Source organism: Planococcus sp. MB-3u-03, from assembly GCF_002833405.1.
In the GTDB taxonomy this organism is placed as follows: Bacteria; Bacillota; Bacilli; order Bacillales_A; family Planococcaceae; genus Planococcus.
Genome location: NZ_CP025135.1, coordinates 1,855,655 through 1,881,885 on the forward strand (window position 1 = coordinate 1,855,655; position 26,231 = coordinate 1,881,885).

The window sequence follows — 26,231 nt, forward strand, 5'->3', positions numbered from 1 at the left end:
TCAGTTCTCCTTTAAATTGAAAATGATATTGTCGATAAGCCGGGCTTTTTGGAATTGCACAGCGAGCGCCAGAATGGCCTGCCCGTTCGGTGCATCGGTCAAGTCCGGGTATGACAGCAGCTTAACGTAATCGATTCTGCCTGAAGTTTCCGACTGGATAAACCGGGTCATCTCCGGAATCGGGTCTTTGCCGTTGCGAGCCCCGATCACCCCTTGCTGCAAGGCTTGATAAAGTTTTGGCGCTTCGCTCCGTTCGGTTTCGCTCAAATAGACATTGCGCGAGCTTTTAGCAAGCCCGTCCTGTTCACGGACTGTTTCGATGCGGCGGATTTCCAGCGGAAAATCGAAATCCCGCACAAGTGACTCAATGATCGCCAATTGCTGCGCATCTTTCTGGCCGAAATAGGCCGTATCGGGTTGAACGAGATGAAATAATTTCGTCACCACTTTCAGCACGCCATCAAAATGTCCCGGGCGGCTTTTTCCGCACAAAACATCTGCAAGCGTTCCCGCTCCCATCGTGATTTGCGATTCACGCGGGTACATCTCTTCTACAGACGGAGCGAATATCACGTCGACGCCTGCTTTTTCAGCGAGCAGGCTGTCCCGTTCAAAATCGCGTGGATAGCGGTCAAAATCCTCATTTGGGCCGAATTGCGCCGGGTTGACGAAAATACTCATGACCACCAGGTCGCTCTCCGCTTTTGCGGATTCAACAAGCGCTAGATGCCCTTCGTGTAAAAATCCCATCGTCGGCACCAATCCAATCGACTGCCCGCTTTTTTTTGTGCCCAGGACCCAGTTTCTCAAGTCCTTCACCGTGTTTACGACTTGCATGTTTTCCTCTCCTTTTTAGGAGAAAACCATATAAAAAACCTTCTGTCAGAAGACAGAAGGACAGAAAATTCCAATTCGGTTTCCTCCGTCCCTGTCACGTAATGATCAAGGCAGAATCATATTCATTTATTGCTTGCTGTTACGTGCCACGGTGCAGTTCGCATCGGATACTGCCCGTATTTTCACTATAGCAGAATTTCTAGAAAATGCCTATATCCATTACTTCAGCTCGATATCCGCGGAATAAATGCCGTGAAGCTTGCCGTCTGCCGTACGGAGCTGCAAGACCCCGTCTTCTGTAATGCCTTCCGCGACACCTTCAAGGGTTTCACGCGACATGCGGGCGCGAACGGCTTTGCCGATTGTCGCGGAATGCCCTTCCCATAATATTTTTAACGGGGCAAATCCTTTTTCAATATAGAGCTCTGTATAGACTTCAAGAAAGTGCAGGATTTCCTGCACTAATTCCCTACGGTTTACCAGCTCGCCGGACTCAAGGTGCAAGGAAGTGGCGATGTCCTGGACGGCAGTATCGAAATCTTCTCGCTCTTGATTGACGTTGACGCCGATGCCGATGATCAAAGCTTGGATGCCATCCGCATCCGATTGCAGCTCTGTCAGGATACCTGTCGCTTTTTTCGTACCGAATAGGATGTCGTTCGGCCATTTGATCGATGCTTCTAAACCTGTCACCGATTGAATCGCCCGGACAATCGCCACCGCAGCGACCAATGTGAACTGGGGAGCTTTATGGGGCGGGACGTCCGGACGCAAGATGATGCTCATCCAGATTCCTTGGCCCTTCGCCGAATCCCATTTTCTCATCAAGCGGCCTCTGCCTTCTGTCTGAAGCTCCGCAATGATGACCGTTCCATCCGGCGCGCCTTCCTGTGCCAATTGGTGCGCAACGATTTGAGTCGAAGCACATTGCTCCAAATATTCAATCCGCTTGCCGATTTTTTCCGTCTTGAGATCGGCCTGGACAAGAAAAGCTTCCAGGCTGTCCGGGCTTTTTTGGATGCGGTAGCCTTTTTTACGGACCGATTCGATTTCATAGCCCATTTCCTCAAGCTCTTTCATATGCTTCCAAATCGCCGTTCTCGAAACCCCGAACTCGTCTGCCAATTGCTGGCCGGAAACCGGTTCCGCGCCTGCTTCCAATAGCCGTGTCGCCAATTTATGTGTGACGGTGATATTCATCTATAAACCAGTCCTTTATCCGTTCTTTATCATTGGCCAAGCGGCGTTCGACCACCGCTTTTTCGATATGCAAGGTCCATTCTTTCAGCCAAGGCCCCGCTTTTTTACCCGTCCATTCCATCAAATCGCGCCCATTGGCTGCAAGCTCTGATTTCGACTGGATCGGCAACGCCTGTCGCCGCTCTCTCACCGCTGCCGTTTTGTGCACCGCCGCTTGCGCAATCGTCAATTGCCGTTCGGTGAAGCTGTAATAAACCCAGTCGTCCCAAAGCGCCAGGCGGCTCGCTTCAAGTGCATATTGAAGGTCTTTTTTGTCCTGGTTGGAGAAACGGTATCCGCGTATCGCACCGAAAGCCTCGCCATTTTGATGCAACAGGTAAAACCAGCCCGACAATGGATCCATGCCGGCTGTATACCCAGACCAATCCAGCTCAAATAATCCGCCTGAGGGCAAAAAACGGTTCAGCTGTGTTTCAATCAAATACCCCATGCTGATGTGCGGGGCTGGAGAAACCATGACTTTATCCAATTCCGCCTTGATGCGCTCCATCGCGACAGACTGTATCCTCTGTGCATGTTCGATGATGGTTTGTTTGGTCGCCGCATCGATTTGGAAATTCAACTGGCCCGAAAATCGGATCGCCCGTAGCATGCGCAGGGCATCTTCTGCGAAACGCTCTTGCGGAACTCCGACCGCACGGATGATGCCTGCACTTAAATCATCCCTGCCGCCGAAAGGGTCGATAATCTCCATTTGTTCAGTCATCGCCATCGCATTGATGGTGAAATCACGGCGTTTTAAATCTTCGTGCAATGAATCGACGAATTCCACTTTATCTGGCCTTCGATTATCCGAATAGCCGCTTTCTGTGCGGAATGTGGTGACTTCGGTTCCCTGTCCTTCGATAAGGATCATGACGGTTCCATGTTCGATCCCTGTGTCGATCGTCCGTTCGAATAGGGCTTTCACTTGCTCAGGGGACGCGGACGTCGCTACATCGATATCATGCGGCACGGCTCCGCGCAAATAATCCCGCACAGCGCCTCCAACCATATAGGCTTCAAACCCCGCTTCTTTTAAGCGCGCGATGATGTGCTTGGCCCGTTTCATTGCTTATCGGCCTTTTTCAGCAAACGCGCATACAGCGTTTCGTATTCGGCAAGGATCTTCTCTGAACTGAAGCGTTTGGTCGCAGTTTCCAAGGCCGTGGCCGACAATTTTTCATGGAGCTTATCGTCGGTTAATATGCGGATGGCTGCATCTGCCGCAGCGTCGATATCGCCGAGTTCCACCAGAAAGCCGTTTTCACCCGGGTCGATGATTTCCGGAATACCGCCGATTTGCGTACCGATTGCCGGCACGCCGCATGCCATCGCCTCAAGCAAGACGAGGCCAAACGCTTCTTTTTCCGACATCAGCAATTTCACATCGCTCATGCTGTAAAGTTCCGATAGATTGTCGCGCTTGCCGAGAAACAAGACCTCTTGTTCAATATGGAGGTCTTTCACTTGCTGGTGGATGCGGCTCATTTCAGGGCCATCGCCGACCAGCAATAGTTTGGCGCCGACTGTCTTTTGCACTTTCGCAAAAGTGGAGACGACATCTTCTACACGCTTCACCTTGCGGAAATTCGATACATGAATCAATACTTTTTCATGTGCTTCGATGCCTAGCTCTTCCTTCAACTTGGCTGAATCGTGCAGATGATATTCCCGTTCGTCGACAAAATTATGAACGGTTTCAATCTCTTTGTCCGGTGCGATCATGTCATAGGTCTGCTGTTTCAATGAATCCGACACTGCTGTCACGATATCGGATTTCTCGATACCGTAACGGATTGCATCTTTTAATGAACTGTCGGTGCCGAGGACAGTGATATCCGTTCCGTGCAAAGTGGTGACGATGCCGATGTCGGACCCTGCCATATCACGTCCCAATATCGCACAGACAGCATGCGGGATAGCGTAATGCACATGCAGAAGGTCAAGTTCTTCGTTTTTGATCACTTCTGCAATCTTGGTTGCCAGCGCGATGTCATAAGGTGCATATTGAAACACTGAATAGCTGTTGACATCCACTTGGTGGCTGAATATATTTGCATACAGGCGGTTTAGCCGGAACGGCGTACTCGAGGTGATGAAATGGATTTCATGGCCTTTTTCAGCCAGCATTTTCCCAAGTTCTGTCGCCACTACGCCAGATCCGCCGACTGTCGGGTAACATGTAATTCCAATTTTCATTTTTCTCAAAATCTCTCCTCCTATTTCCGGCGGTCGCTTAGGAGCCGCCAATCGACCAATCCGTTTTCCAAGCCTTTCAGGAGGACTTCGGCTGTTCCCATATTGGTCGCAAGCGGTATTTGATAAACATCACAGAGGCGGATCAAAGCCGTGACATCCGGCTCATGAGGCTGCGCCGTCAGCGGGTCGCGGAAAAAAATGATCATATCCATTTCGTTCTGGGCAATCATCGCGCCGATCTGCTGGTCGCCGCCAAGCGGCCCAGATTGGAAACGGTGGACAGGCAAGCCTGTCCCTTCGACCAACCGGGAGCCGGTCGTTCCTGTTGCATATAACTGATGTTTCGCCAAAATAGGTTTGTAAGCTAGTGCAAATTGTATCAAGTCGTCTTTTTTCCGGTCATGTGCAACCAATGCGATATTCATCCAATCGCCTCCTCTAGCCGATGATATGTTCCAGGCCATAAATTAATTCCTTGCGTTCTACCACTTCGCGGATCGATAAACTGACCCCTGACATGAATGAACCGCGGTTGAACGAATCGTGGCGCAAAGTCAAAAGCTGGCCTTCGCCGCCCAGCAGCACTTGCTGATGGGCCACTAAGCCCGGCAGGCGGACGCTATGAATGCGCATGCCTTCGTAGTCTGCGCCGCGAGCGCCTTGCAAAGTTTCCTTCTCATCTACATGGCCTTGCTGGTGTACCGGCCGCGTTTCACTCATCATATGCGCTGTTTTCATTGCGGTACCTGATGGGGCATCCAGTTTTTGGTCATGATGCATTTCGATAATTTCCACATCCGGCAAATATTTCGCCGCCTGTTCTGCAAATTTCATCATCAGGACCGCCCCTACCGCAAAGTTCGGTGCGATGATGCAGCCAAGTCCAGAGCTTTTTGCGAGCTCCGTCAATTCTTTCAATTCCTCTGTAGAAAATCCGGTCGTTCCGACAACTGGGCGAATGCCAAGCTGCAAGGCTTGTTTCGTATGGGCATAGACATGTTCGGGCGTCGTCAAGTCGACGAGGACATCAGGTGCATGCTGTTCGTGAAGCGCTTCAAGATCGGTAAAGACCGGCACTTGAAAACTTTCAGGAAATAAGCCTGTCTCCGCTAACGTCGCGCCGATGTCTTTATAATCCAGTGCTGCCACCAGTTCCATATCGGCATTTTCCATTACAGTATGTACAGCTTCTTTACCCATTTTCCCGCGGGCTCCAGCAATTGCTACTTTTATCGTCATCATTGTTCTTCCTTTCTTGTCCAACGATCTTTATCACGGGTCCGGAATTTTTCCATGACCCCGTCATGGGCTTGTTGCACATCGATATCCATGGAGTTGGCCATGCAAATCAAGACGAAGAGCACATCGCCCATCTCCTCTTCGATTAGCTTTTCGGCTTCTGACTCTTTTTTCTTTTTCGGACCGTACACATGATTGACTTCACGCGCCAGTTCCCCAAGTTCTTCGGTCATCCGCGCAAGCATCTCCATCGGCGCAAAATACCCTTCTTTAAACTGTCCGATATGGCGGTCCACTTCTTCCTGTAATTGCCTCATGCTTTTATCTGCGTTCACTGTCATCACACTCCCATTCAATCGTAAAGAAAACGGGGGGTGTTGTCAAAAACGGCATCATGGCAGATAATACAGAAGTTAATGACAAAAAAGGGAGGCTGCTTTTTTTATGAAAGATCTTCAGTTGAAAAATATCTTTTTCATCCTTCTCGGCTCAGCTATCTATAGTTTCGGCTTTGTTCATTTTAATATCCAAAATGAGCTCGGTGAAGGTGGCTTCGCAGGGATCACGCTGATCCTGTATTTCCTTTGGAACTGGGATCCGGCACTGATGAACCTGTTATTGAACATTCCCTTATTCTTTATCGGCTGGAAACTGCTCGGGCGCAAAGTGTTTCTTTATACGATCATCGGCACGGTCGCTGTTTCCGTCTTCTTGAAAATCTTCCTTGTCTACGAAGTCCAAATCCCCTTGCGTGATGATTTGTTTCTCGCCGCTTTGTTTGCCGGCGTCTTTGTCGGGATGGGGCTAGGCATCATCTTCCGCTATGGAGGTACGACCGGCGGGGTTGATATCATCGCCAGGCTCGTTCAGAAATACCTCGGCTGGAGCATGGGCAAGACGATGTTCCTGTTCGATGCCATGGTCATCATGCTGTCGTGGCTGACGTTCCTTGACTATCGCTCCATGATGTATACACTCGTCGCAGTCTTCGTCGGCGCCCGCGTCATCGACTTTGTCCAGGAAGGGGCATACTCCGGACGCGGCGCGTTGATCATCTCCAATTCACAAGAAGAAATTGCCAGCCGCATCGCCATTGAAATGGATCGCGGCATCACCATTCTCCGCGGCTATGGCCATTTCACGAAAGAAGAGCGCGAAGTCCTGTACTGCGTTGTTGCCCGCAATGAGCTTGTACGGCTGAAAAACATCGTCAATTCCGTCGATCCCCACGCATTCGTCTCATTGATTGAGGTGCATGACGTCATGGGTGAAGGGTTTACGCTCGATGAACAAAAACAGCCTCTTTAATGCAATTATGCCAAATAAAAAACGGGCAGGAAAAGCAAATGCTTTTCCCGCCCGTTTCGTTTTATTATGAACGGTCCATGCTTGTGTAGATCAAGATCAGACGAGCAAGTTCGATCACTGCAACTGCAGTAGCTGCTACATAAGTCATCGCCGCGGCGTTCAATACTTTTTTCGCATGTCTCTCTTCATCGTTGCGGATGATGTTATGCGACAACAGCTGGTCCATCGCGCGGTTCGAAGCGTTAAACTCTACCGGCAAAGTGACCAATTGGAACAACACACCTACCGCTAGAAGCGCGATACCGATCAACAAGGCGCCGCTCATCTGTGCGAACAAGCCGATCATGATGAACACCCAAGACATATTCGATGAAATATTGACCATTGGCACAAGGCGGTGGCGGAAGCGCAAGAACGAATAATCCGTCGCATCCTGGATCGCGTGCCCCACTTCGTGCGCTGCGACAGCAGTGCCGGCTACCGATGGCTCATGGTAGTTATGGCTGCTGAGCGCAACCGTTTTGGTCATCGGGTTGTAATGGTCGCTAAGCATGCCGCGGCTTTCGACGACTTTGACATTGTTCAAGCCATTTTGGTCGAGAATGATGCGAGCCACTTCGGCCCCTGTATGCCCGGAAGTCGACCGGACTTTGGAATATTTCTTATACGTGCTTTTCAATTTCATTTGAGCCCAAATCGGCACAATCAACAAGACGATAAAATAAATCAAATAGCCGCCCAATCCCATTTTATTGATCAACCTCTCTTTTTGTTTCTATACGTCTATTTTACTTGTTTTTCTGACTTTCGGTCAACTAATACGCCGCGGTTCTAGATGGCGGTTCTGTGACGCCGTGAACCAGGCAAACGCGATGCAGGCAATCGACAGCCAGAAAGTGAAATAGCCGATTTCTGCACTGAATTCGCTCAAGCTCGAATAGATCGGCATCTGCCCGAACACATAATCGATGACATCGTTATGTAAAGTCCAAATAGCGGTGAGTGCAACGGAAATATAGCCGAAGCGGTAATGCTCGAAATACAGCACCGCTTGAAGCGCCATGGCAAAATGGGAAGCGACGAGCATCCACCCCAGCCAGCCGATCGATCCGGTTTGAAGGAGCGTCAAAAGATTCATGACGACTGCCCATAAACCATATTTGATCAAGGTGACAAAAGCGAGCGCTTCAATCAGCGGGCTATGCTTGCCGATGATCCATAAGCCGAGCACTACCGTGAAAAACAGGCTGGCCGTTGGGCTATCCGGCACGAATATGAGAAATATCGGTTCGGTGATGCGCAATTGCCAGCCATACCAAATGTATCCGTAAATCGTGCCTCCTAGATTGACGAAGAACAGCAATATCAAAAATGGACGGAACATCAGCCATGCAGAGATTTTTGCTATGAATCCCACCATCCAATCGTCCTTTCCTGTGCAGAAAAAAAGAGCCGGTTTCCCGGCTCTTTTTCTGTAAGTTTATTCAGCTTCAAGCCCGGAGATAAACTCTGTCATGACTTGAAGGTCTTCATCTGATCCATCCCATGATGGCGGCATCAATTGAGTGCCTCCATCTTCGATACCATTTACAGCGATTTCAGCGATTTCTTCAGGTGACAAGCCGGTTCCGATCAAGCTCGGCCCGACTGCCCCTTCCAAGTTGTCGCCGTGGCAGCTGATACATGCAGAAGCAGAGTAGATTTCATATCCAGGGTCCGCTGTATCGATTTCAACTTCTTCCGTGATTTCCCCTTGGCGAGCCGCTGCTTCCCAGTCATGGTTGGCTACGGATTCCCAAGTCAAGAAGACGATGGATGCGACCGCCAAAAGCATAAAGCCTGTCGGCAATGGGCGTTTTGACGGACGGCGTTCCGGTCCACGGTCAAGGAACGGAGCAAGCATCAAGGCACCGAACGCAAGGCCCGGCATGATGATTGCGCCGACGATGTTGAATGGGCCGGACGCGAATTCATATTTCAATAATTGATATAAGAACAAGAAATACCAGTCTGGCAATGGAATATATGCCGTGTCTGTCGGATCAGCCTGGCCTTCAAGAGGCGAAGGGTGGGCGACAGTCAAGAGCAGATAGCCAATCAGGAAGACAGCACCGATCATCCATTCTTTTAGAAGGAAGTTCGGCCAGAAGGCTTCTGTTTTGCCAGGATATTCGGAGTAATCTTTCGGGATATTCGGTTTCCGAAACTCCTTGCTCGGAACACGTGAATCTCCTACAAATTTCATCCCTTTTCCGCGGTGCATAGTGTCCCCTCCTTAAAATCCTTGGTCAAGGATGAATTACAATGGTCCTGAAATACCTTGTCTTCTGATCATGATAAAGTGTGCTGCGAGCAACCCAAGCAAAGCAGCAGGCAAGAAGAAGACGTGGATCGCGAAGAAGCGTGTCAAAGTTTGTGCGCCGAGAATCGTTGAATCCCCTGCAAGCAAAATTTTGATCGTTTCGCCGATCACCGGTACAGAAGCTGCAATTTCAATCCCAACTTTTGTTGCAAACAATGCTTTCATATCCCATGGAAGCAAGTAACCTGTGAAAGATAGGCCGAGGATTACGCCAAATAGCATAACGCCGACTACCCAGTTGAGCTCACGAGGTTTCTTATAAGACCCTGTGAAGAATACGCGCAGCGTATGAAGGAAAATCATAACAACTACTAAAGAAGCTCCCCAGTGGTGCATCCCACGCACGATTTCCCCAAAAGCGACTTCATTCTGGAGATAATAAACCGACTGCCAAGCATTTTCAATATCCGGCACGTAATACATGGTAAGGAACATGCCAGACAGGATCTGGATGACTGTGATAAAGAACGTCAGTCCTCCGAAACAATAGACAAATGCTGAAAAGTGGTGTGCGGGGTTAACGTGTTCCGGTACTTCATGGTCTGCAATATCGCGCCAGATCGGCGTGATGTCCAATCGCTCGTCTACCCAATCATATAACTTGTTTAGCACTGGTGTCGTACCCCCTAACTATTAAACTAAAGTATTTGGTTTTACTTGTCCGATGGCTACAAAACCATCCTGCTCTTGAACGTCGTACTCATCAAGAGGTCCGAGCGGCGGCGTACCTGGAATGTTCTGGCCGTTTTTCTCATAGCGTCCAGCGTGGCACGGGCAGAAGAACTGTGTTGGCTGTTCTGGGTCTCCGCCCCAGTTGACTGTGCATCCCAAGTGTTTGCAGACAGGTGAAAGTGCGATTAGTTTATCGCCTTCTTTGTAAACCCATGCAGAATTCGTGACTTCAGATGTATACCATGCGTCCACTTGTTCAAATGTAAAGTCGACACGTACAGGCTCCTCTGTGATATCGGCGACAGCTTGGTCAGTCAAAACATAATCTCCGGCGTCATGTTGCTGCAACACTGGATCGACTGCAAAACGCACCATCGGCATTAACATGCCTGCTGCCATGAAACCACCTACACCAGTCAGTGTGTAACCTAAAAATTGGCGTCGTGATACACGATTATTACTCATTCTTTTCCCCCCTCTAACATTCAAGGTCAGTCCAATGGACATACTCATTCAAATATAATTACTAGGACAACCTAATGATATATCAATCAAAACTTAAGGTCAATATCGCATTCAGTCTAATGGAACAGTTTGTGAACATTTCATGAATGATGTGTCCATTCTTTGGTAAACAGCGGCAGCACTTGCCGCAACTGGTCTTCCATGACCGATTTCTTGAAAGATTGGTCCATATCCCCAGTAGGGATGGCAGGCAGCCATAGAACATTGTCAAGTTCTTCAACAGAGCGCCATTTCGGGTCAGTCGTCAAGTAGAAAATGTGCTTAAACCCTGTTTCCGACAGCTCTTTTTTCAATTGTTCGCCAAGCTCTGTTCGGTCTGCTGCCCGGACATAAGAAATAGGCGGAAGCAAAAGAATCCGCCCTTTGAATTGCTTTTCCAGAATAACAGTTAAGGATTGCAAATATTCAGAAGCCCCGGCGCTCGCCTTCATGCCCGAAACGGTCAAGTCCAATTCGATCAGCGGCACGACCGCGGTATCGACATAATCTTTTTGGCTTACATATAAATCGATGTCTTTGCTGTTGAAATGCATGTATTCAGTCACTCTCCATTTTTTTGGCCGATTTCACTACGGACAGCAAGGCAGACAGTTCATAGAATCGCTCTTTATCTCCTGCGTCCAGTGCTTCGTCAATTTTATTGAGGATCGTTTCTTCCTGGTAGGACGACAAACTATCATTCAATACCTTTTCTGCAAGCAGGCGGTCCTGTTCACTGACCGATGCCCCTCTCGGCATATGGGGATTTTCTTCCAGCACCGCCAGATAAAGCGGCGCAGGCGGAATGCTCGGGAAATTCAATTGTACATATAAAGGCTCATCGGGATGAAGCCTGAGATCGTGGAAAGATTTTCAGCATCGGCGGTCATCAGCTTGCCTTTATAGAACTGAAACGGGATTTCTTTCGATTCAGTTGTCGACATGACCATGGCGCGGGGACAATAATGCGCTTCTTCGACAAAATGTGTTTTCCAGCAATTCATCATTGCTCAGCAAATAGTTGAGGATCCAAATGCATTCACGTCTTTTCATCTTATAAGACCCGAGGAACCAGCGGACAAATTGTTTTTCTCGCCTACAGAAACGGATGCAGTCATATCGTCTCCCCTTTCATTCAAACGATTGCAGCCAATCGAACCATTGCGGGTTTTCCGGCTCCAGCGCTTGAAGCTGTTTGATTATTTCGAGAGCGCGGTCGCGTTTCCTTCCTCCACTAAAATAAGGCGTAGGATTCGAGGAATTCTGGGGTCGTCGGAAAATGCCGGATAGGCTTTTCGTAATACTCCAGAGCTTTGCTGAATTGTTCTGTCCGGTCATACGCTTTCGCGATCATCGGATACAGTGCATGCCAGTCATTGCCGCTTTCGACAGCCATCGAGGCGAGCTCAAGCAATTCTTCGTCCCGCTCTTCTGTATGGAAATAAGATATCAACGCATAAAGGGCTTCCATGTATTCGGGATCGAGGGCAATCGCCTGGCGGAGCATTTCGACTCCTCCCTCCCCTTTGCCAAGTTTCAGCGCGAGTTTTCCTGCAAACAAATACAATTCCTTGTCGAACTCATCACGTGCCAACCCTTCTTTGATGGCATCGTAGGCACGCTTGTAGTCTTCCATCATATTGAAGCATTGCGCTTTCAATAAATAGGCAGAGAAGTAATCGGGGTCGGCATCCAAAAGTTCGTCCAGCCGCTTCACCGACAATTCATATTGTTTCGTCTGGAAAGCGGCAAATGCAGCACCGAATAATACGTCGGGCTGCGCTTCGTCTTCCAGCGCACGCTCATAATAAGGCAAGGCTTCTTCGTAAGCCGCCCCGGCGCTATAGACTTCTGCCAAGCGTTCACTCAAGTTGACCCCTTCGATCTTGACATTGCGGCTTTCCAGTTCCTGATAGATCCGTGCCGATTCCAGGTAGCGCCCGGAGTCGAGCAAAAGTTCCGCTTTTGCCTGTTGCAAGAGCGGTTCGTCGGGCATCAGGCCGATCGCTTCGTCCAGCCGCAGTTCCGCTGCCTCGAGAAGCCCCTGCAGCTGAAACAGGTCCGCTAATGTGACAAGTGCCTGAGGATATAATTCATCGTCTTTCGGTATGGCCATCAGCTCATTGAGCGCCTCATCTTCACGGTCGGCATCAATCAGCAGCTTGGAACGGTCGACGCGCAATTGCGCCTCTTCCGGAAACATATATTGTAGATGCTCCACCACGCGCAGTGCTTCTTCGATAAAGCCGATCTCCTGCAGCCATTCCATGACCGCATATTGTTCATCGGGATCGCCTTTCAGCAAATATTGTTCGAGCAATGTATCAAGTGCAGCCGTGTCTCCGGCTTGCACCGCTTCTTGGATATTTTGTAAAGTTGCCATTTGCATCACCTATTCCTTGCTGTTATATAGTTATCGTACACGAAACCATCATCCTAGCATAATAAAAACTCCCCCGGAGGAGAGTTATTGTGTCAGCTTATCCAGATGTTCAAAAAAGTTCGGGTATGAGATCGAAATGCAGCCCGGGTCGTCAATCGTCACAGGGCCGTCTGCGATTAATGCAGCGACTGCGGCCATCATGCCGAGGCGGTGATCGCCGTAGCTATGCATCGCTGCGCCAGTCAACGGCGTCGGGCCCTGTATGACCATTCCATCCTCTGTCGCTTCGATATCGGCGCCGAGTTTTTTCAACTCGGTAACGACTGCCTGTATGCGGTCGGTTTCTTTGACGCGCAATTCTTCCGCATCGCGGATGACCGTCTTGCCTTGCGCTTGTGTCGCCACTAGGGCAATCAACGGAATTTCGTCAATCAATCTTGGAATGACATCCCCGCCGATTTCCGTCCCCGTCAAGAGAGTGCTGCGGACCGTCAAATCAGCGGCTTCTTCCCCTTCGGATGCATGGCCGCTTGCTTGGATGTCCGCGCCCATGGCTTCGAACACATCAAGCAAGCCCGTACGCGTCGGGTTAACGCCAACGTTTGTTAATTGGATTTCGCTGCCTTCAGCAATGAGCGCCGCACCGATCATAAAAGCAGCGGATGAAATATCCCCAGGCACTTGGACATGCGCAGCATGCAGTTCCTGTCCGCCGTTCAACGAAATGACATCGCCGTCTCGTGAGATGTCCGCACCGAAATGCTTCAGCATGATTTCCGTATGGTCGCGAGACGGCACCGGTTCATGGACAGTGGTGGTCCCTTGCGCCGATAATCCCGCAAGCAGCACCGCTGACTTCACTTGCGCGCTTGCGACAGGCATCGTATAGTCGATTGCCTGAAGAGCTGTTCCTTGGACGGCGAGCGGGGTGAAATGGCCATTGGCGCGCCCGCGGATATCCGCTCCCATCAAACGCAGCGGTTCAACGATGCGCTTCATCGGGCGGCGTGCAATGGATTCATCCCCTGCCATGACCGAATGGAAATCAGTGCCCGCGAGCAAGCCGAGCATCAAGCGCGTCGTCGTGCCTGAATTTCCGGTATCCAATACGACATCCGGTTCTTTCCAGGCTTTCCTGCCACCGCTTGTCACCGTCACGTGTTCGCCGTCTATTTGGATATTGATTCCGAGCGATCGAAAACAGCTGATGGTGCTCAGGCAGTCATCTCCCATCAGAAAACCTTCGATGGTCGTCGTTCCTTGTGCCAGCGCACCGAACATGATGGCCCGGTGTGAGATGGACTTATCCCCAGGCACTTGAACGCTGCCCGTTAGCGCAGGTTTTGCGTAACTGATCGTTTTGGACATGAATTTCATTCCTTTCAGGAGATATACGTATCATAAGCGGTCCGTTCGGAAAAAACGCGTTGTGCATTTTCCCGGTCTTCCGCCGTCTGGAAACTAAGGACAAGAATCCCGAAGACATCTTCACGCGTCTCCAAAATCCTCAAATTGACGATGCTGATGCCGGCTTCCGCCAGATAGCCCGTCATTTCCGAGATGATCCCCGGCACGTCGGGGATATCGATATACAAATCAAATACAGAATACATGGCACCGTGCCCTGCAACCGGCAGTTCATCACGCGTCTCCTTCGCTTTCGCGAAAAAGCGGTGAATCGGTTCGGGCTCGTTCTTCTGAAGGATCTCTCGCAAATGCGTCATCTGGTCCATCCAGTGGTCCAGCTGTTCGACAATCATCTCATTGTTTTGCGTCGTGATGTCACGCCACATATCCGGATTCGCCGAAGCGATTCGCGTCGTGTCGCGGAAACCGCCCGCTGCGAGCTGCCGCGCGAACGGAAATTGCTCTTCACGATCGAGCTGATGGACCAGAGCAGCAGCGATCAAATGGGGGAAATGGCTGACGATCGCCGTCATATGATCGTGTTCTTTCGCTTCGAGCACTTTGATCTTTGCTTTGGTGACCGACAATAGCCCAACCAGTTTCTCAACGTCTTCCTCAGCCGTATCCTTGCCGGGCGTCAAAATGTAGAAGGCATTTTCAAAGAGCACCTCTTTAGCTGCTTCGACACCACTTTTATGGGAACCGGCCATCGGATGCCCTCCGATAAAGGTATGCGCCAGCTTTGCTGCAGCTTCCATAATTTGGACTTTGGTGCTGCCGGTATCTGTCAAAATGACATCTTCTTTTAAATCCCAGTATTTGCTTCGTTCCATTAATTTGACAGTTGCCCCGACCGGTGTGGCAAAAACGATGACATCAGCCGCAGCGGCTGCCTGCTCGAGAGAAGGCGGCGAGCTTTGGATGATGCCCATTTTGAAAGCTTTTCTGGCAGTCAATGCGTCCGCATCATAGCCCGATACATGAACATCTTCATTGCGCTGCAATGCTTTTGCTAAAGACCCGCCAATCAATCCGAGGCCGATAATGAGGACTTCTGTTTTCACGCTTGGCTCACCTGGCTTTTTTGGGATAGATCGGGACGCAGTTTTACAGCATCATTCATATAGATATGCTGGATTTTATCCTGTGCAAGTTTCGTGTTGACGTGCATCATCACGCGAATGCATAGCGGCATGCTGCCGGGCACATCCATTTCATGCGTACACATGACCGGCACATAAGTCCAGCCTTCGATAGTGCGCACGGCTTTTGCAGGAAAAGCTGCAGAAATATCCGTCGTCGTCGATACGATGACCGAAGCCACTTCATCCGGTTCGATGCCGTTTTCTTTGGCCATTTCCAAGACCAGGCGACGCGTTTGCTCCAAAATTTCGGGCGCTTCATCTTTTGTGATGGTGATGGCGCCTCTGACTCCTCGAATCATCAGATCATCTCCTTGATCGTTATTCTCAGCTTATCGTAAGCCGCTTGTGCTCGTTGTTCTGGAATCGTTTCAATATACGGCCGGCCCACTGCGCCAAGCAAAACGAAGTTCAATGCGGCAGCGGTCGATTTTTTATCTTTTTTCATATAAAGCAATAATTCATCGAATGGCATATTAACCAATAGCGTAATTGGATAACCGTTCACTTTCGCCCAGTTCAAGAAACGTGGCAACTCAGGGCTTTCGGACAATTCAAGTGCATAGGCCATGCCGAGTACGACAGCTTCTCCATGCGTCAGTTTGCCATAACCCAAATGCGCTTCGATGGCATGGGCCAGCGTATGGCCGAAATTGAGGAATTTGCGGACACCGCCTTCAAACTCATCTTCTTCAACAATCGCCGATTTGACGGCGATCCCTTTTTCCAGATGCCCTTCGAGTTCCTGTCCGGACATCGTGCTGAAATCTTGATACGCCATCAGTTCATCCAGCCAGCCTTCATTCGAAATGAACGCATGCTTGATCACTTCTGCCATTCCAGAACGGATTTCATTTTCAGGCAAGGTCTGGAGAAAGTCGCCATCGTAAATGACCGCACGCGGCTGATAGAAGGTACCGATCATGTTCTTGCCGAGCGGATGGTTGATGGCGGTTTTGCCCCCCACAGCGCTATCATGGGCCAAGATCGTTGTCGGCACTTGGATAAAAGGCACTCCCCGCATGAAAGTCGATGCGACAAAGCCAGCCAGATCCCCGACTGCGCCTCCCCCAAAAGCGAGAATGACCGTATTTCGCGAGCAATTCTCCGAAAGCAAAAAGCTATGGCAATCCATAAAACTTTCGGCTGATTTCGCTCCTTCACCTGCTGGTACGCGGAAAACTTTCGGCTGAAAATCCTCAAGCGCCCCGAGCAGCTGCGGCAAATGCAGTTCAGCCACTTGGCTGTCTGCGATTACGACAACTTGGTCGGCTGCAGCGAGCACATCACGATAGTGCTTTGCCAGCAGCTTGACCGCCCCTTGTCCGATATGCACCGTGTATGGATGTTCAGTCTCGACCCGCAACTCCCTCATGGATTAAAACTCCTTTGTATAGGCTTTATAGCTTTCGATGTTTTCTTTCAGCCGCGGCAATTGGTCCGCGTCGAATTGTTCAAGCAATGCATTTGCCGCTTCAAAAGCGACGACGTGTTCCGCCACGATCGACGCTGCCGGAACCGCACAGCTGTCTGAGCGTTCGATGCTTGCCTGGAACGGCTCTTTCGTTTCGATGTCAACGCTCTTCAAAGGCTTATAGAGCGTTGGGATCGGCTTCATAACGCCGCGCACGATGATCGGCATGCCCGTCGTCATTCCACCCTCAAAGCCTCCGAGGTTGTTCGTGCTGCGGGTATAACCCGCTTCTTCACTCCAAATGATTTCATCATGAACTTCGCTGCCCGGGCGGCGCGCCATTTCGAATCCAAGGCCGAACTCCACCCCTTTGAATGCGTTGATGCTCATGACAGAAGCTGCGATTTTAGCATCCAGTTTGCGGTCATAATGCACATAGCTGCCGATTCCGGCTGGCATGCCTTCCACGATAACTTCTACAGTACCGCCGATCGAGTCGCCGTTTTTCTTCGTCGCATCGATCAAATCGGTCATTTCTTTTGTTTTTGAAGAGTCTGCGCAATAGACGGCATCCTCTTCGACAATCGCACGGATCTCATCTGCGGATTTACCGATATAGCTTGTCGGGTCGACTTTAATGCCGCCGATTTCTGTTACGTGCGAAACGATCTTGACGCCGAGTTCAGCGAGAAGCTGCTTGGCTACTGCGCCGACCGCCACGCGCACGGTCGTTTCACGTGCAGAAGAACGTTCCAATACGTTCCGCAGGTCACGATGGCCATATTTCATGCCGCCGTTCAAATCAGCATGCCCTGGACGCGGGCGTGTCAATTGACGTTTCACTTCATCAGTTTCTTCAATCGGTTCGATGCCCATGACATTCGTCCAATGCTTCCAGTCATCATTTTTGACGACCAATGCGACAGGAGAGCCTAGAGTCTTTCCGTGGCGGACGCCTGAAACGATCTCCACCGTATCTGTCTCGATTTGCATGCGGCGGCCGCGGCCATGGCCTCCCTGGCGCCGTTTCAACTCTTTATTGATCATTTCCGCCGTCAAAGGCAATTGCGCTGGCAACCCTTCAATAATGGCGGTCAATTGTGGACCGTGAGATTCTCCTGCTGTTAAGTAACGCATGTACGCTTTCTCCTTCAACGTGCTAAAGTATTTAAATATCACTATACCATATGGCATTTGTTCAATTCTATCCTAAATATGAAGAAAACTAAACATTCGAATAGCAATAAACCCGCGCCAGCAAAAGAAACCGCTTTCATTTTTCGATTCTCTCGTGCGCTTCCTGTTGCCCCATTCGCTCCTAAAATAAAAATGCGGCCGATTGCGCGGCCGCATTTTCAATAGTTGGATCAGTTGACCCAGCTGTTCATTGTTTTTCGTAAGATACCAATTCTTCTTCTTTGAAGAACAAGCCGATTTCGCGCTCAGCGCTTTCAGCTGAATCGGAACCGTGGATCATGTTTTGCCGACAGTGACTGCGAAGTCGCCGCGGATTGTTCCTGGAGCTGCATCTTTCGGGTTAGTAGCTCCCATCATTTGACGCGCAGTCAAGATGACGTTTTCGCCTTCCCAAACCATTGCGAAAACTGGTCCAGAAGTGATGAAGTCTACAAGTTCGCCGAAGAATGGGCGCTCTTTGTGCTCGCCATAATGCTGTTCAGCAAGCTCAGTCGGGATTTGCATCAATTTAGCGCCTGCCAAATGATAGCCTTTTTCTCAAAACGGGAAACGATTTCACCGATGACATTGCGTTGGACACCATCAGGTTTTACCATCAAAATGTTTTTCCATTATAGAACACTCCTCTGTTAAAAGCTCGGGCACTTTGCCCACCTTAAAAATACTATCATTGTCCGATCATTTGTCAACTGGAAACTAAAACTTTCGCTTGCCGATGAAGAACGCAATTTTGCGCATCGTTTTCATCGCAGGACCTTTTGGCAAATAGTCCAGTTCTTTCAGTGCCTTCTCCAAATAACGCTCACTCATCCGCTTTGTTTCATCGACCGCGCTGCTTGTACGAATCGTGCGGACGATTTCCAGGCGTTTTCATCGGAAATGTCCTGGTTCAAATTCTCGCGGAGCATCTGATAGATCTGCGGATTCCGCCGCGCGTATAAAATCGGCAAAGTGATCATTGGCTTGGATAAAATCGCTGCCGGCCGGTTTGCCCAATTCCTGGTCGCTGGCTGTGAAGTCAAGGATATCATCGATGATTTGGAACGACATGCCGATGAAATAACCGAAACGGCGCAAATGCGCTGCAGTTTTTTCATCAGTTCCTGACACCAATGCCCCCAACTCACAGCTGGAAGAAATCAATAACGCGGTTTTGCGCTTGATGCGCCGCAAATAATCCCGCAAGCTTTGGTCGAGTCTGTATTTATCTTCGATTTGAATAATTTCCCCTCGGCAGACTTCAATCAATGTCTTCGACAGGATATCATGGATTCTTGGCGATTCGATTTCCGTGATCCGCTCTAGCGCTCTCGCCAGAATAAAATCCCCGGTATACATCGCCACGCTATTATTCCATTCCGATTTAACAGTCGGGCGCCCTCTGCGGATCTCCGAATCATCTATGACATCATCGTGGACCAAAGACGCCATATGTATAAGTTCCAAAGGCACAGCGACACGCTTCAGCAATTCGATATCATAATCCCCGAATTTCCCGGCAAGCAAAACAAAAACAGGGCGGATCCTTTTTCCTCCGGCCTGCAATAAATGAAGAGAAGCATCATTTAATAGAAGGGATTCGGAATCCACTGCCTGTTCCAATTCTTTTTCGATCAGTTCCAGCTCCGGTTTTAGGTCGGAATAGAGCAATTTCAACTTCATCTTTTCCACTTAATAACCTTCTCCCGCTTGTTTACTTTTTCAGTCCCATATGGAGGGCAGCAGCCCCTCCTGAATACGGTTTATATTTCACTCTGTCGAATCCGACCTTGCTGAAGAGTTTCGCAAGCTCTTTCATGCCAGGGAATGTTTTAGCTGATTCCTGAAGCCACGAATACTCTTTATAGCTTTTCGCGAAAAGCTTGCCGAAGACCGGCATGATGAAACGGAAATACATCCGGAAAAACGGCTTGAATACAAAGCTTTCAGGCTGTGAAGTCTCTAGGCAGGCAATCATGCCTCCAGGTTTCAAGACACGGTGCATTTCTGATAACACCTGTTCATAATCCGGTACATTGCGCAAACCAAAGCCGATGGTCGCAAAATCGAATGAATTGTCCGGGTAAGGCAAGGACATCGCATTGCCTTGCACCAATTCGATTTGAGGCATATGGGCTGTTTTTTGGTGCCCGACATTCAGCATGTTCTGGCTAAAGTCCAATCCGACCACGCGCCCTGTAGGTCCCGCGGCTTCTCCAAGCGCAATCGTCCAGTCTGCCGTGCCGCAGCAGACATCGATGCAAGACGCGCCTTTTGCTACTTGCATTTTATGCATCGTGTCGTTGCGCCATTTATTGTGTTGCTGAAAGCTGATGACCGAATTCATCTGGTCATAGTTTTCGGAAATTTTTTCAAACACTTCGTGAACTCTTTGTTCTTTCGTTTTCTGCATCATCGTCATCCTTCTCGCGTCAGCGGTTCAGCGCTATGCCGATGCGGAATAATTTGGTGGAGCAATATATTCTTGAGTTCAAAATCCAGTTCGCAATCATTGATGGACTCCAATATCTCATTACCTAAAACTTCCAGACGACTAGTGAGCCAACGCTCGATGAATGTCGAATGGATCAAGGTTTCGCTGAGCAATCTGAGGAGATAGCTGAACTCGCCCTTCTTCAGCGCTTCCAGCTCTTCTGCAAAGCGGATATACAGCAAGGATTGTTCCATCAGCTGCTTATAATGGCCAAAGCCATTTTCTTCATAAAACGCATTCAACAAAGCTGTTTCGATCACTTTCGCCGTCTCTTCCACTTGCTCCGGCTGCTGGATCGCAAGTTCATGGAAGGATGCTTTCTTCTCGCTCACCTGGATGATTACTGTAGCGAGCTTTTGAACCATTTCAATATTTTTCCCTTCAGCCAGCAATTGGTAATAGATGCCACTGTAAAAGTCTCCGGCGAGCACTGTCAATTGCTGTTCTTTGCTGATGGGCATTTCTTCTTTCACCCGGTCATGTGCGTGCAGCGCAGCGTAGACGATTGCCACTGTCCGGGCGCTTGTCTCCATTTTATCCGACCATTGCTCCCCGTTAAAAAACGGCAGCAGCAAGAAAAACAGGCGCGCCTCTTTAACAAAAGGCCCTTCCGTCAACTGGTCTAACGTTCGTTGGCGAACTGCTTTTAGTACGTCGATTTCCATGGAGATGATTTTGGATTGTATTTGTTGTCCGTTCATACTGCCTGCTCCATTCATAGGTTAGCCATAGCTCATATTATAGCATAATGCCCTTCTGGCCTTCACCATTAACGCTTATTTTTTCGCGTCGCTTTCAATGATGCCGTGCGCGGAATGGATTTCCGCTTTGCCGCGAATTTTCATTGCCGATGTATGTTCGGTGAATTGGGCGATCATCACTTCGCCGCGGTCGAGCTTTTCCGTATGATGGAATTTCGTATCATTGCCGCGCGTAAGCCCGATGACGTTGACGCCGTCCTCTTGTGCACGGATCACCACATATTCAGTTTGTGCCATTGTTTACACCTGCTTTTCCATAGTTTTAGTTCATATTGATATAGGTAATGACTTCCGAACGTTTGATGTCGTCTGTCTCCAATACCCCTCTTGACACAGCCGTGACGGTTTTCGATCCTGGCTTCTTGATGCCACGCATCGTCATGCACATATGCTCGGCTTCGACCATGACGTACACGCCGTGGGGGTTCAAGGTTTCCATCATCGAGTCGGCAATCGTAGAAGTGATCCGTTCCTGCAACTGAGGGCGTTTTGCGACTGTTTCAACCGCTCTCGCCAATTTGCTGAGCCCTGTGACCACCCCATCGCGCGGGATATAGGCAATATGCGCTTTGCCAAAGAATGGCACTAGATGATGCTCGCACATCGAATAGAACGGAATGTCCTTGACCAATACGAGTTCTTCGTGATTTTCATGAAACACTGTGCGGAAATATTCTTTCGGGTCTTCCTTCAATCCCGCAAAAACTTCCGCATACATTTTCGCGACACGTTTCGGGGTATCCTGCAGCCCTTCACGGCCTACATCTTCTCCGACTGCCTCCAAAATCATCCCGACAGCTTGCTCTATTTTATCCAGATCTACGTTATGGCTTTTCATATCTATCACATTATTTCCTCCTGTAGAAAAAATCACTCTATTTGGGGCAGCGGTTGAAAACAGCCATTGATCATTGCAGTTTCACGCGCCTATTTCTGCTGAGCCGAGAGACAACTCCGCTTTTCTCACCTGAATTGTAGCATTTACGGGGGGTATTGGCAAAAACGGGGCCGAAAAAAAGAATGACCTTTGCAAGATTAGATCTCGCAAAAGCCATTCTATGTACAGTAGCCGAAGCTTATTTCACTGCGTCTTTAAGTGCTTTACCTGGCTTAAAGGCAGGAACCTTGCTTGCGGCGATCTCGATTTCAGCACCTGTTTGTGGGTTGCGTCCTTTACGGGCCGCGCGCTCACGAACTTCAAAGTTACCGAATCCGATCAATTGTACTTTTTCACCTTTAGTTAGAGCATCTTGAATCGCTTCAAATGCAGCGTCAACTGCTTTCGCAGCATCTTTACGAGAAAGTTCAGCCGCTTCTGCAACAGAGTTCACTAATTCTGTTTTGTTCATGCTATTCACCTCCTCTCAAAGGGGATGCTTGCCATCAATCCTGTAAAAAGAGTATCACAACGAAAATCGCATAGCAACAACAAATAGGCCGCATTTCAAAGAAAACCACCAAATACTCCCAATATTTTCAAAAACATGTGGATTTCGGGCAAATCCGTGCTGTATCAGGCTTTTTCCTCTGTCAGAAAAATAGGCTCGCCATTTTCATCGATGGTGTACGGAAGCGAATAAGCAGGCACGACCGGGCTGTTTTCGTAAAGGATAAAACGGATATCCTGCCCTTGTTCGAGTTCGCCTTCATAGCTTTGAATCGCCTCATACAAATCAATGGAATAATCGATATAGACATCGCCTTGCCCTGTGATGACCATTGGCAACATCTTGCCGCTGTATGGGCTTTGGACCATCGGCTCTTCATTGAATCCCATTGCTTCATGATTGAATTTATACACATTATCGGCAATGATTTCGGAGATCGGGGCCCTGCCGCCATTCGCGCTCTTTCTGACATTGACAGAACGGATGCCTTCCGCTACCCGGAGGTCGACGAGCTTGACGGTCGGATTTTCCTCCACATCCATCAAGACATACTGGTAAATTCCGCCGACTTCAAATGCATTGCTCGGGATTTCAGCTGTAAAATCCGGCACGATTTTGGAAAAGTCGATAGGATATTTGATGAATTGGTCGACGTCCATATCCCTCGTCTTGATTGGCAATAAGCCGCCATTGAACTCTTGGTAACGTTCAACCGCTTGTTGCGCACTGGCTAGTTGATCTTCATAGGGAATCTGATTTTCCGCCCGCTCGCTGCTGGGATACGCACAAGCCGTAAGAAGGCTTGCCGTCAGCAGGACGAGCAGCAACGCTGTTGTTTTTTTCATTATGTCCATCCCCTCAGGCGCCACCGGTCGGTCCGCTGAATACAGTGAAAACCATAATAAAGAAGCCCAGGATCAGCAGAACGTACGCGATCAGCGCAAATAGAAATTTCAGGATGCCGTTTTGCAATTTGTATCGGCTCAAATAGATCATCCCCATGGAAATGATCAAAAAAGCGATGCCTGCAAACGATACCCACATTTTATCCAAAGAACTCATGAATAAGCCGCCTTTCGTGGAGTTTCAGTCCATAGTATAGCATAAAAAAAGAAGGGGCAGCAGCAAGCAGCCCCTTCGTTTGTGACAATTACAGCAAGTCGATCAAATCTTCCATTTCATTTTTCTTCATGCGGCCCATCAGCTCTTCTACGGCATTCTCCGGCTTGACGCCTTCAAACAATACCGCATACAAAGCTTCTGTTATCGGCATGGGAACTTTGTATTCAGCGGCCAATTGATGGGCAGCTTTCGTTGTCCGGATCCCTTCGACGACCATGCCCATTTCAGCGAGCACCTCATCGACGCTCTTGCCTTTCCCGAGCATATTACCTGCCCGCCAGTTACGCGAATGGACGCTTGTGCATGTAACGATCAAGTCACCAACACCCGATAAACCAGAGAAGGTCAACGGCGTCGCGCCCATCTTCACGCCGAGGCGTGCAATTTCAGCCAGGCCGCGCGTCATGATCGCAGCTTTCGCATTATCCCCATAGCCGAGGCCATCGGTAATCCCGACCGCCAAAGCGATGATATTCTTCAAAGCCCCGCCGATTTCCACTCCGATGACATCGGTATTTGTGTAGACGCGGAAATAAGAGTTCATGAACAGATCCTGGACACGGTTCGCTGCTTGCGTATTTTCACACGCTGCGGTGACCGTTGTCGGATGCTCCTGTACAACTTCTTCTGCATGGCTTGGCCCAGATAAAATGACGACTTCCTCAATCAGCTCGGCCGGGATTTCTTCACGGATCATCTCGCTGATCCGTTTGAGTGAATCCGGCTCGATGCCTTTAGACACATGGACGAACAAGCCTTTTTTCGTCATCCGTTCACGGATATCCCGTGAAACTTCACGAATGGCTTTTGTGGGTACGGCCAACACGAAAATATCGGCGTGCGCTACCGCTTCATCGAGGTTTGCTGTCGCTTTCAACGAATCCGGCAAGCGCACCCCTTTCAAATAGCGTTCGTTCGAATGCTGATTGATCTCATCCGACTGGTCTTGGCGATGGGTCCATAATAGTAGATCATGGCCGTTTTGCGCCAGTACATAACTGAGCGCCGTCCCCCAACTCCCTGCACCAAATACAGTGACTTTTTCCATCTTTATCTCTCCTTTATCCTGCTTTAGCAGAATACCAAACTCCCACCTCTTCAAGTGGGAGCCATGATGTTCTGTAAAGTCCGATTGGATCAATTGATATCAGCAGGAAAGTCGAAACACCCGCTGGTTGAATTTAAGTACGGGCGCGCGTAATCAAACGCAGCGGCGTGCCTTCGAAATCAAAGCTTTCCCGGATACGGTTCTGCAGGAAGCGCTCATAGCTGAAGTGCATCATTTCCGGTTCGTTGACGAACACAACGAAAGTCGGCGGCTTGACTGCCACTTGCGTCACATAATAAAGACGCAGGCGGCGCCCTTTATCGGACGGAGCCGGGTTCATCGCCACAGCATCTTCGATTACTTCATTGAGAATGCTCGACTGGATGCGGCGTGAATGGTTGTCATTGACGCGGTTGATGATTTCAAGGATGTTATGCACACGCTGCCCGCTGACTGCGGAAACGAAAATGATCGGGGCATAATCCAGGAACAGGAAATGCTCGCGGATTTGCTGCGTGAATTTGTTCAAGGTCTTGTCGTCTTTTTTCACGGCATCCCATTTATTGACGACGATGACGATTGCTTTTCCTGCCTCGTGGGCATATCCGGCAATCTTCTTGTCTTGTTCCTGAATGCCTTCTTCGGCATTTAAGACAACGAGAACAACGTCAGAACGTTCAATCGCGCGCAATGCGCGAAGCACGCTGTATTTTTCGGTGCTTTCATATATTTTCCCTTTTTTGCGCATGCCTGCAGTGTCGATGATGACATAAGGCTGCTCATCGTATTCATACTGCGTATCCACGGCGTCGCGTGTCGTTCCTGCCACTTCGCTAACGATGACGCGGTCTTCGCCAAGGAATGAGTTGACCAATGAGGATTTCCCGACGTTCGGGCGCCCGATCAATGAAAACTTGATGACATTGTCCGGATATTCCTCTTCGTCCTCTTTCGGAAAATGCTTCGCCACTTCATCCAAAAGATCGCCCAGGCCAAGGCCGTGCGATCCGGAAACCGGGTAAGGTTCGCCGATTCCAAGGGAATAAAAATCGTAAATCATGTGGCGCATATCAGGATTGTCAATTTTATTGACAGCCAACACCAGAGGTTTTTTCGTGCGGTACAGGATTCTCGCTACTTGCTCGTCCTGTTCCGTCACGCCGTCACGCCCATTGACGAGAAAGATGATAACATCCGCTTCATCCATCGCCACTTCTGCCTGGCTGCGGATCTGTTCAAGGAACGGCTCGTCGCTAAGGTCGATGCCTCCTGTATCAATGATATTGAATTCATGCGTCAGCCAATCTGCCGAGCTGTAGATGCGGTCACGCGTAACCCCTGGAATATCTTCCACGATGGAAACGCGTTCTCCTACCACGCGATTAAAAATCGTGGATTTCCCTACATTCGGCCGGCCAACAATTGCTACTACCGGTTTTGACATAATTAATTCATCCTTCCACTTCTGATAAGCCTATTATACACGAAAAAGAGGATGGCATCTGAATAATGTCCATCCCCTTAAATTGTCCA

Annotated in this window: 29 protein-coding genes and 3 pseudogenes; 1 reads left to right on the top strand and 31 read right to left on the bottom strand. The window is 49.4% G+C overall.

The genetic code is table 11. The features are described from left to right. The 7 genes from panC to CW734_RS10630 all read right to left on the bottom strand — a co-directional run bounded on the left by panC (window position 1) and on the right by CW734_RS10630 (window position 5,858). Complete coding sequence (panC, locus tag CW734_RS10600; RefSeq protein WP_101190438.1) at window positions 1–837, bottom strand: pantoate--beta-alanine ligase; 837 nt, start codon at window positions 835–837, stop codon at window positions 1–3. A gap of 219 nt (window positions 838–1,056) precedes the next feature. Next, a complete protein-coding gene (locus tag CW734_RS10605; RefSeq protein WP_101190439.1) occupies window positions 1,057–2,037 on the bottom strand; it encodes a biotin--[acetyl-CoA-carboxylase] ligase in 981 nt (326 codons plus the stop codon). Further along, complete coding sequence (locus CW734_RS10610; RefSeq protein WP_101190440.1) at window positions 2,015–3,148, bottom strand: CCA tRNA nucleotidyltransferase; 1,134 nt, start codon at window positions 3,146–3,148, stop codon at window positions 2,015–2,017. The genes CW734_RS10605 and CW734_RS10610 overlap by 23 nt, the downstream gene beginning before the upstream one ends. Next, complete coding sequence (gene bshA, locus CW734_RS10615) at window positions 3,145–4,287, bottom strand: N-acetyl-alpha-D-glucosaminyl L-malate synthase BshA (protein ID WP_180956207.1); 1,143 nt, start codon at window positions 4,285–4,287, stop codon at window positions 3,145–3,147. The genes CW734_RS10610 and bshA overlap by 4 nt, the downstream gene beginning before the upstream one ends. Before the next feature lie 11 nt (window positions 4,288–4,298). Beyond that, the gene (mgsA, locus tag CW734_RS10620; RefSeq protein ID WP_101190441.1) at window positions 4,299–4,703 is read right to left on the bottom strand and encodes a methylglyoxal synthase; all 405 of its coding nucleotides are present in this window, start codon (window positions 4,701–4,703) and stop codon (window positions 4,299–4,301) included. 13 nt (window positions 4,704–4,716) lie between these two features. Continuing rightward, a complete protein-coding gene (dapB, locus tag CW734_RS10625; protein WP_101190442.1) occupies window positions 4,717–5,517 on the bottom strand; it encodes a 4-hydroxy-tetrahydrodipicolinate reductase in 801 nt (266 codons plus the stop codon). Beyond that, on the bottom strand, window positions 5,517–5,858 hold the full coding sequence (locus CW734_RS10630) for a nucleotide pyrophosphohydrolase (RefSeq protein WP_101190443.1): 342 nt from the start codon (window positions 5,856–5,858) through the stop codon (window positions 5,517–5,519). The genes dapB and CW734_RS10630 overlap by 1 nt, the downstream gene beginning before the upstream one ends. A 103-nt stretch (window positions 5,859–5,961) precedes the next feature. Here CW734_RS10630 and CW734_RS10635 point away from each other — a divergent pair, with 103 nt between their 5' ends. After that, complete coding sequence (locus CW734_RS10635; RefSeq protein WP_101190444.1) at window positions 5,962–6,825, top strand: YitT family protein; 864 nt, start codon at window positions 5,962–5,964, stop codon at window positions 6,823–6,825. A gap of 64 nt (window positions 6,826–6,889) precedes the next feature. On the opposite strand, the gene CW734_RS10640 is transcribed toward CW734_RS10635, so the two are convergent. The 24 genes and pseudogenes from CW734_RS10640 to der all read right to left on the bottom strand — a co-directional run bounded on the left by CW734_RS10640 (window position 6,890) and on the right by der (window position 26,142). Continuing rightward, window positions 6,890–7,573 (bottom strand): zinc metallopeptidase, encoded by a 684-nt coding sequence (locus tag CW734_RS10640; RefSeq protein WP_101190445.1) that lies wholly within the window; start codon window positions 7,571–7,573, stop codon window positions 6,890–6,892. 63 nt (window positions 7,574–7,636) lie between these two features. Beyond that, the gene (locus CW734_RS10645; protein WP_101190446.1) at window positions 7,637–8,245 is read right to left on the bottom strand and encodes a lipoprotein heptaprenylglyceryl N-acetyltransferase LhaT; all 609 of its coding nucleotides are present in this window, start codon (window positions 8,243–8,245) and stop codon (window positions 7,637–7,639) included. 60 nt (window positions 8,246–8,305) lie between these two features. Next, complete coding sequence (locus CW734_RS10650; RefSeq protein WP_101190447.1) at window positions 8,306–9,088, bottom strand: menaquinol-cytochrome c reductase cytochrome b/c subunit; 783 nt, start codon at window positions 9,086–9,088, stop codon at window positions 8,306–8,308. Between the two features lie 36 nt (window positions 9,089–9,124). Further along, on the bottom strand, window positions 9,125–9,799 hold the full coding sequence (gene qcrB / locus CW734_RS10655; RefSeq protein ID WP_058380570.1) for a menaquinol-cytochrome c reductase cytochrome b subunit: 675 nt from the start codon (window positions 9,797–9,799) through the stop codon (window positions 9,125–9,127). Between the two features lie 21 nt (window positions 9,800–9,820). Then, entirely contained in the window at window positions 9,821–10,324 is a 504-nt protein-coding gene (locus CW734_RS10660) for a QcrA and Rieske domain-containing protein (protein WP_068869291.1), read from the bottom strand. 140 nt (window positions 10,325–10,464) lie between these two features. Beyond that, on the bottom strand, window positions 10,465–10,917 hold the full coding sequence (locus tag CW734_RS10665) for a YpiF family protein (RefSeq protein ID WP_101190448.1): 453 nt from the start codon (window positions 10,915–10,917) through the stop codon (window positions 10,465–10,467). Window positions 10,918–10,921: 4 nt separating this feature from the next. Next, window positions 10,922–11,481 (bottom strand): annotated as a pseudogene (locus CW734_RS10670) (ReoY family proteolytic degradation factor). Between the two features lie 116 nt (window positions 11,482–11,597). Then, the gene (locus CW734_RS10675; RefSeq protein WP_232787029.1) at window positions 11,598–12,746 is read right to left on the bottom strand and encodes a tetratricopeptide repeat protein; all 1,149 of its coding nucleotides are present in this window, start codon (window positions 12,744–12,746) and stop codon (window positions 11,598–11,600) included. Window positions 12,747–12,830: 84 nt separating this feature from the next. After that, window positions 12,831–14,114, bottom strand: coding sequence for a 3-phosphoshikimate 1-carboxyvinyltransferase (gene aroA, locus CW734_RS10680; protein ID WP_101190449.1), 1,284 nt, complete (start codon window positions 14,112–14,114; stop codon window positions 12,831–12,833). Window positions 14,115–14,128: 14 nt separating this feature from the next. Next, window positions 14,129–15,217 carry a prephenate dehydrogenase gene (locus CW734_RS10685; protein ID WP_101190450.1) on the bottom strand — a complete coding sequence of 363 codons (1,089 nt, stop codon included), beginning with the start codon at window positions 15,215–15,217 and terminating at the stop codon, window positions 14,129–14,131. Next, the gene (gene aroH / locus CW734_RS10690; protein ID WP_068869297.1) at window positions 15,214–15,597 is read right to left on the bottom strand and encodes a chorismate mutase; all 384 of its coding nucleotides are present in this window, start codon (window positions 15,595–15,597) and stop codon (window positions 15,214–15,216) included. Before aroH ends, CW734_RS10685 begins: the two co-directional genes overlap by 4 nt. Next, the gene (aroB, locus tag CW734_RS10695; RefSeq protein ID WP_101190451.1) at window positions 15,597–16,670 is read right to left on the bottom strand and encodes a 3-dehydroquinate synthase; all 1,074 of its coding nucleotides are present in this window, start codon (window positions 16,668–16,670) and stop codon (window positions 15,597–15,599) included. The genes aroH and aroB overlap by 1 nt, the downstream gene beginning before the upstream one ends. 3 nt (window positions 16,671–16,673) lie before the next feature. Continuing rightward, the gene (gene aroC, locus CW734_RS10700) at window positions 16,674–17,846 is read right to left on the bottom strand and encodes a chorismate synthase (protein ID WP_101190452.1); all 1,173 of its coding nucleotides are present in this window, start codon (window positions 17,844–17,846) and stop codon (window positions 16,674–16,676) included. A 230-nt stretch (window positions 17,847–18,076) separates the two neighbouring features. Next, window positions 18,077–18,502 (bottom strand): annotated as a pseudogene (gene ndk, locus CW734_RS10705) (nucleoside-diphosphate kinase). A gap of 100 nt (window positions 18,503–18,602) precedes the next feature. Further along, window positions 18,603–19,577 (bottom strand): annotated as a pseudogene (gene hepT, locus CW734_RS10710) (heptaprenyl diphosphate synthase component II). A 22-nt stretch (window positions 19,578–19,599) separates the two neighbouring features. Then, the gene (locus tag CW734_RS10715) at window positions 19,600–20,298 is read right to left on the bottom strand and encodes a demethylmenaquinone methyltransferase (RefSeq protein WP_101192181.1); all 699 of its coding nucleotides are present in this window, start codon (window positions 20,296–20,298) and stop codon (window positions 19,600–19,602) included. A gap of 5 nt (window positions 20,299–20,303) precedes the next feature. Next, a complete protein-coding gene (locus CW734_RS10720) occupies window positions 20,304–21,080 on the bottom strand; it encodes a heptaprenyl diphosphate synthase component 1 (RefSeq protein WP_101190453.1) in 777 nt (258 codons plus the stop codon). A gap of 75 nt (window positions 21,081–21,155) precedes the next feature. Continuing rightward, window positions 21,156–21,377 (bottom strand): trp RNA-binding attenuation protein MtrB, encoded by a 222-nt coding sequence (gene mtrB / locus CW734_RS10725; protein ID WP_058380559.1) that lies wholly within the window; start codon window positions 21,375–21,377, stop codon window positions 21,156–21,158. 25 nt (window positions 21,378–21,402) lie between these two features. Continuing rightward, complete coding sequence (folE, locus tag CW734_RS10730) at window positions 21,403–21,978, bottom strand: GTP cyclohydrolase I FolE (RefSeq protein ID WP_058383624.1); 576 nt, start codon at window positions 21,976–21,978, stop codon at window positions 21,403–21,405. 238 nt (window positions 21,979–22,216) lie between these two features. Continuing rightward, window positions 22,217–22,489 carry an HU family DNA-binding protein gene (locus CW734_RS10735; protein WP_068869301.1) on the bottom strand — a complete coding sequence of 91 codons (273 nt, stop codon included), beginning with the start codon at window positions 22,487–22,489 and terminating at the stop codon, window positions 22,217–22,219. Window positions 22,490–22,653: 164 nt separating this feature from the next. Beyond that, window positions 22,654–23,373 (bottom strand): hypothetical protein, encoded by a 720-nt coding sequence (locus tag CW734_RS10740; RefSeq protein WP_101190454.1) that lies wholly within the window; start codon window positions 23,371–23,373, stop codon window positions 22,654–22,656. A 13-nt stretch (window positions 23,374–23,386) separates the two neighbouring features. After that, window positions 23,387–23,590 carry a DUF2768 domain-containing protein gene (locus tag CW734_RS10745; protein WP_058380557.1) on the bottom strand — a complete coding sequence of 68 codons (204 nt, stop codon included), beginning with the start codon at window positions 23,588–23,590 and terminating at the stop codon, window positions 23,387–23,389. Window positions 23,591–23,678: 88 nt separating this feature from the next. Further along, window positions 23,679–24,698 (bottom strand): NAD(P)H-dependent glycerol-3-phosphate dehydrogenase, encoded by a 1,020-nt coding sequence (locus CW734_RS10750; protein WP_101190455.1) that lies wholly within the window; start codon window positions 24,696–24,698, stop codon window positions 23,679–23,681. A gap of 133 nt (window positions 24,699–24,831) precedes the next feature. Next, window positions 24,832–26,142, bottom strand: a complete 1,311-nt coding sequence (gene der, locus CW734_RS10755; protein ID WP_101190456.1) for a ribosome biogenesis GTPase Der — start codon at window positions 26,140–26,142, stop codon at window positions 24,832–24,834. Window positions 26,143–26,231 lie beyond the last annotated feature (89 nt).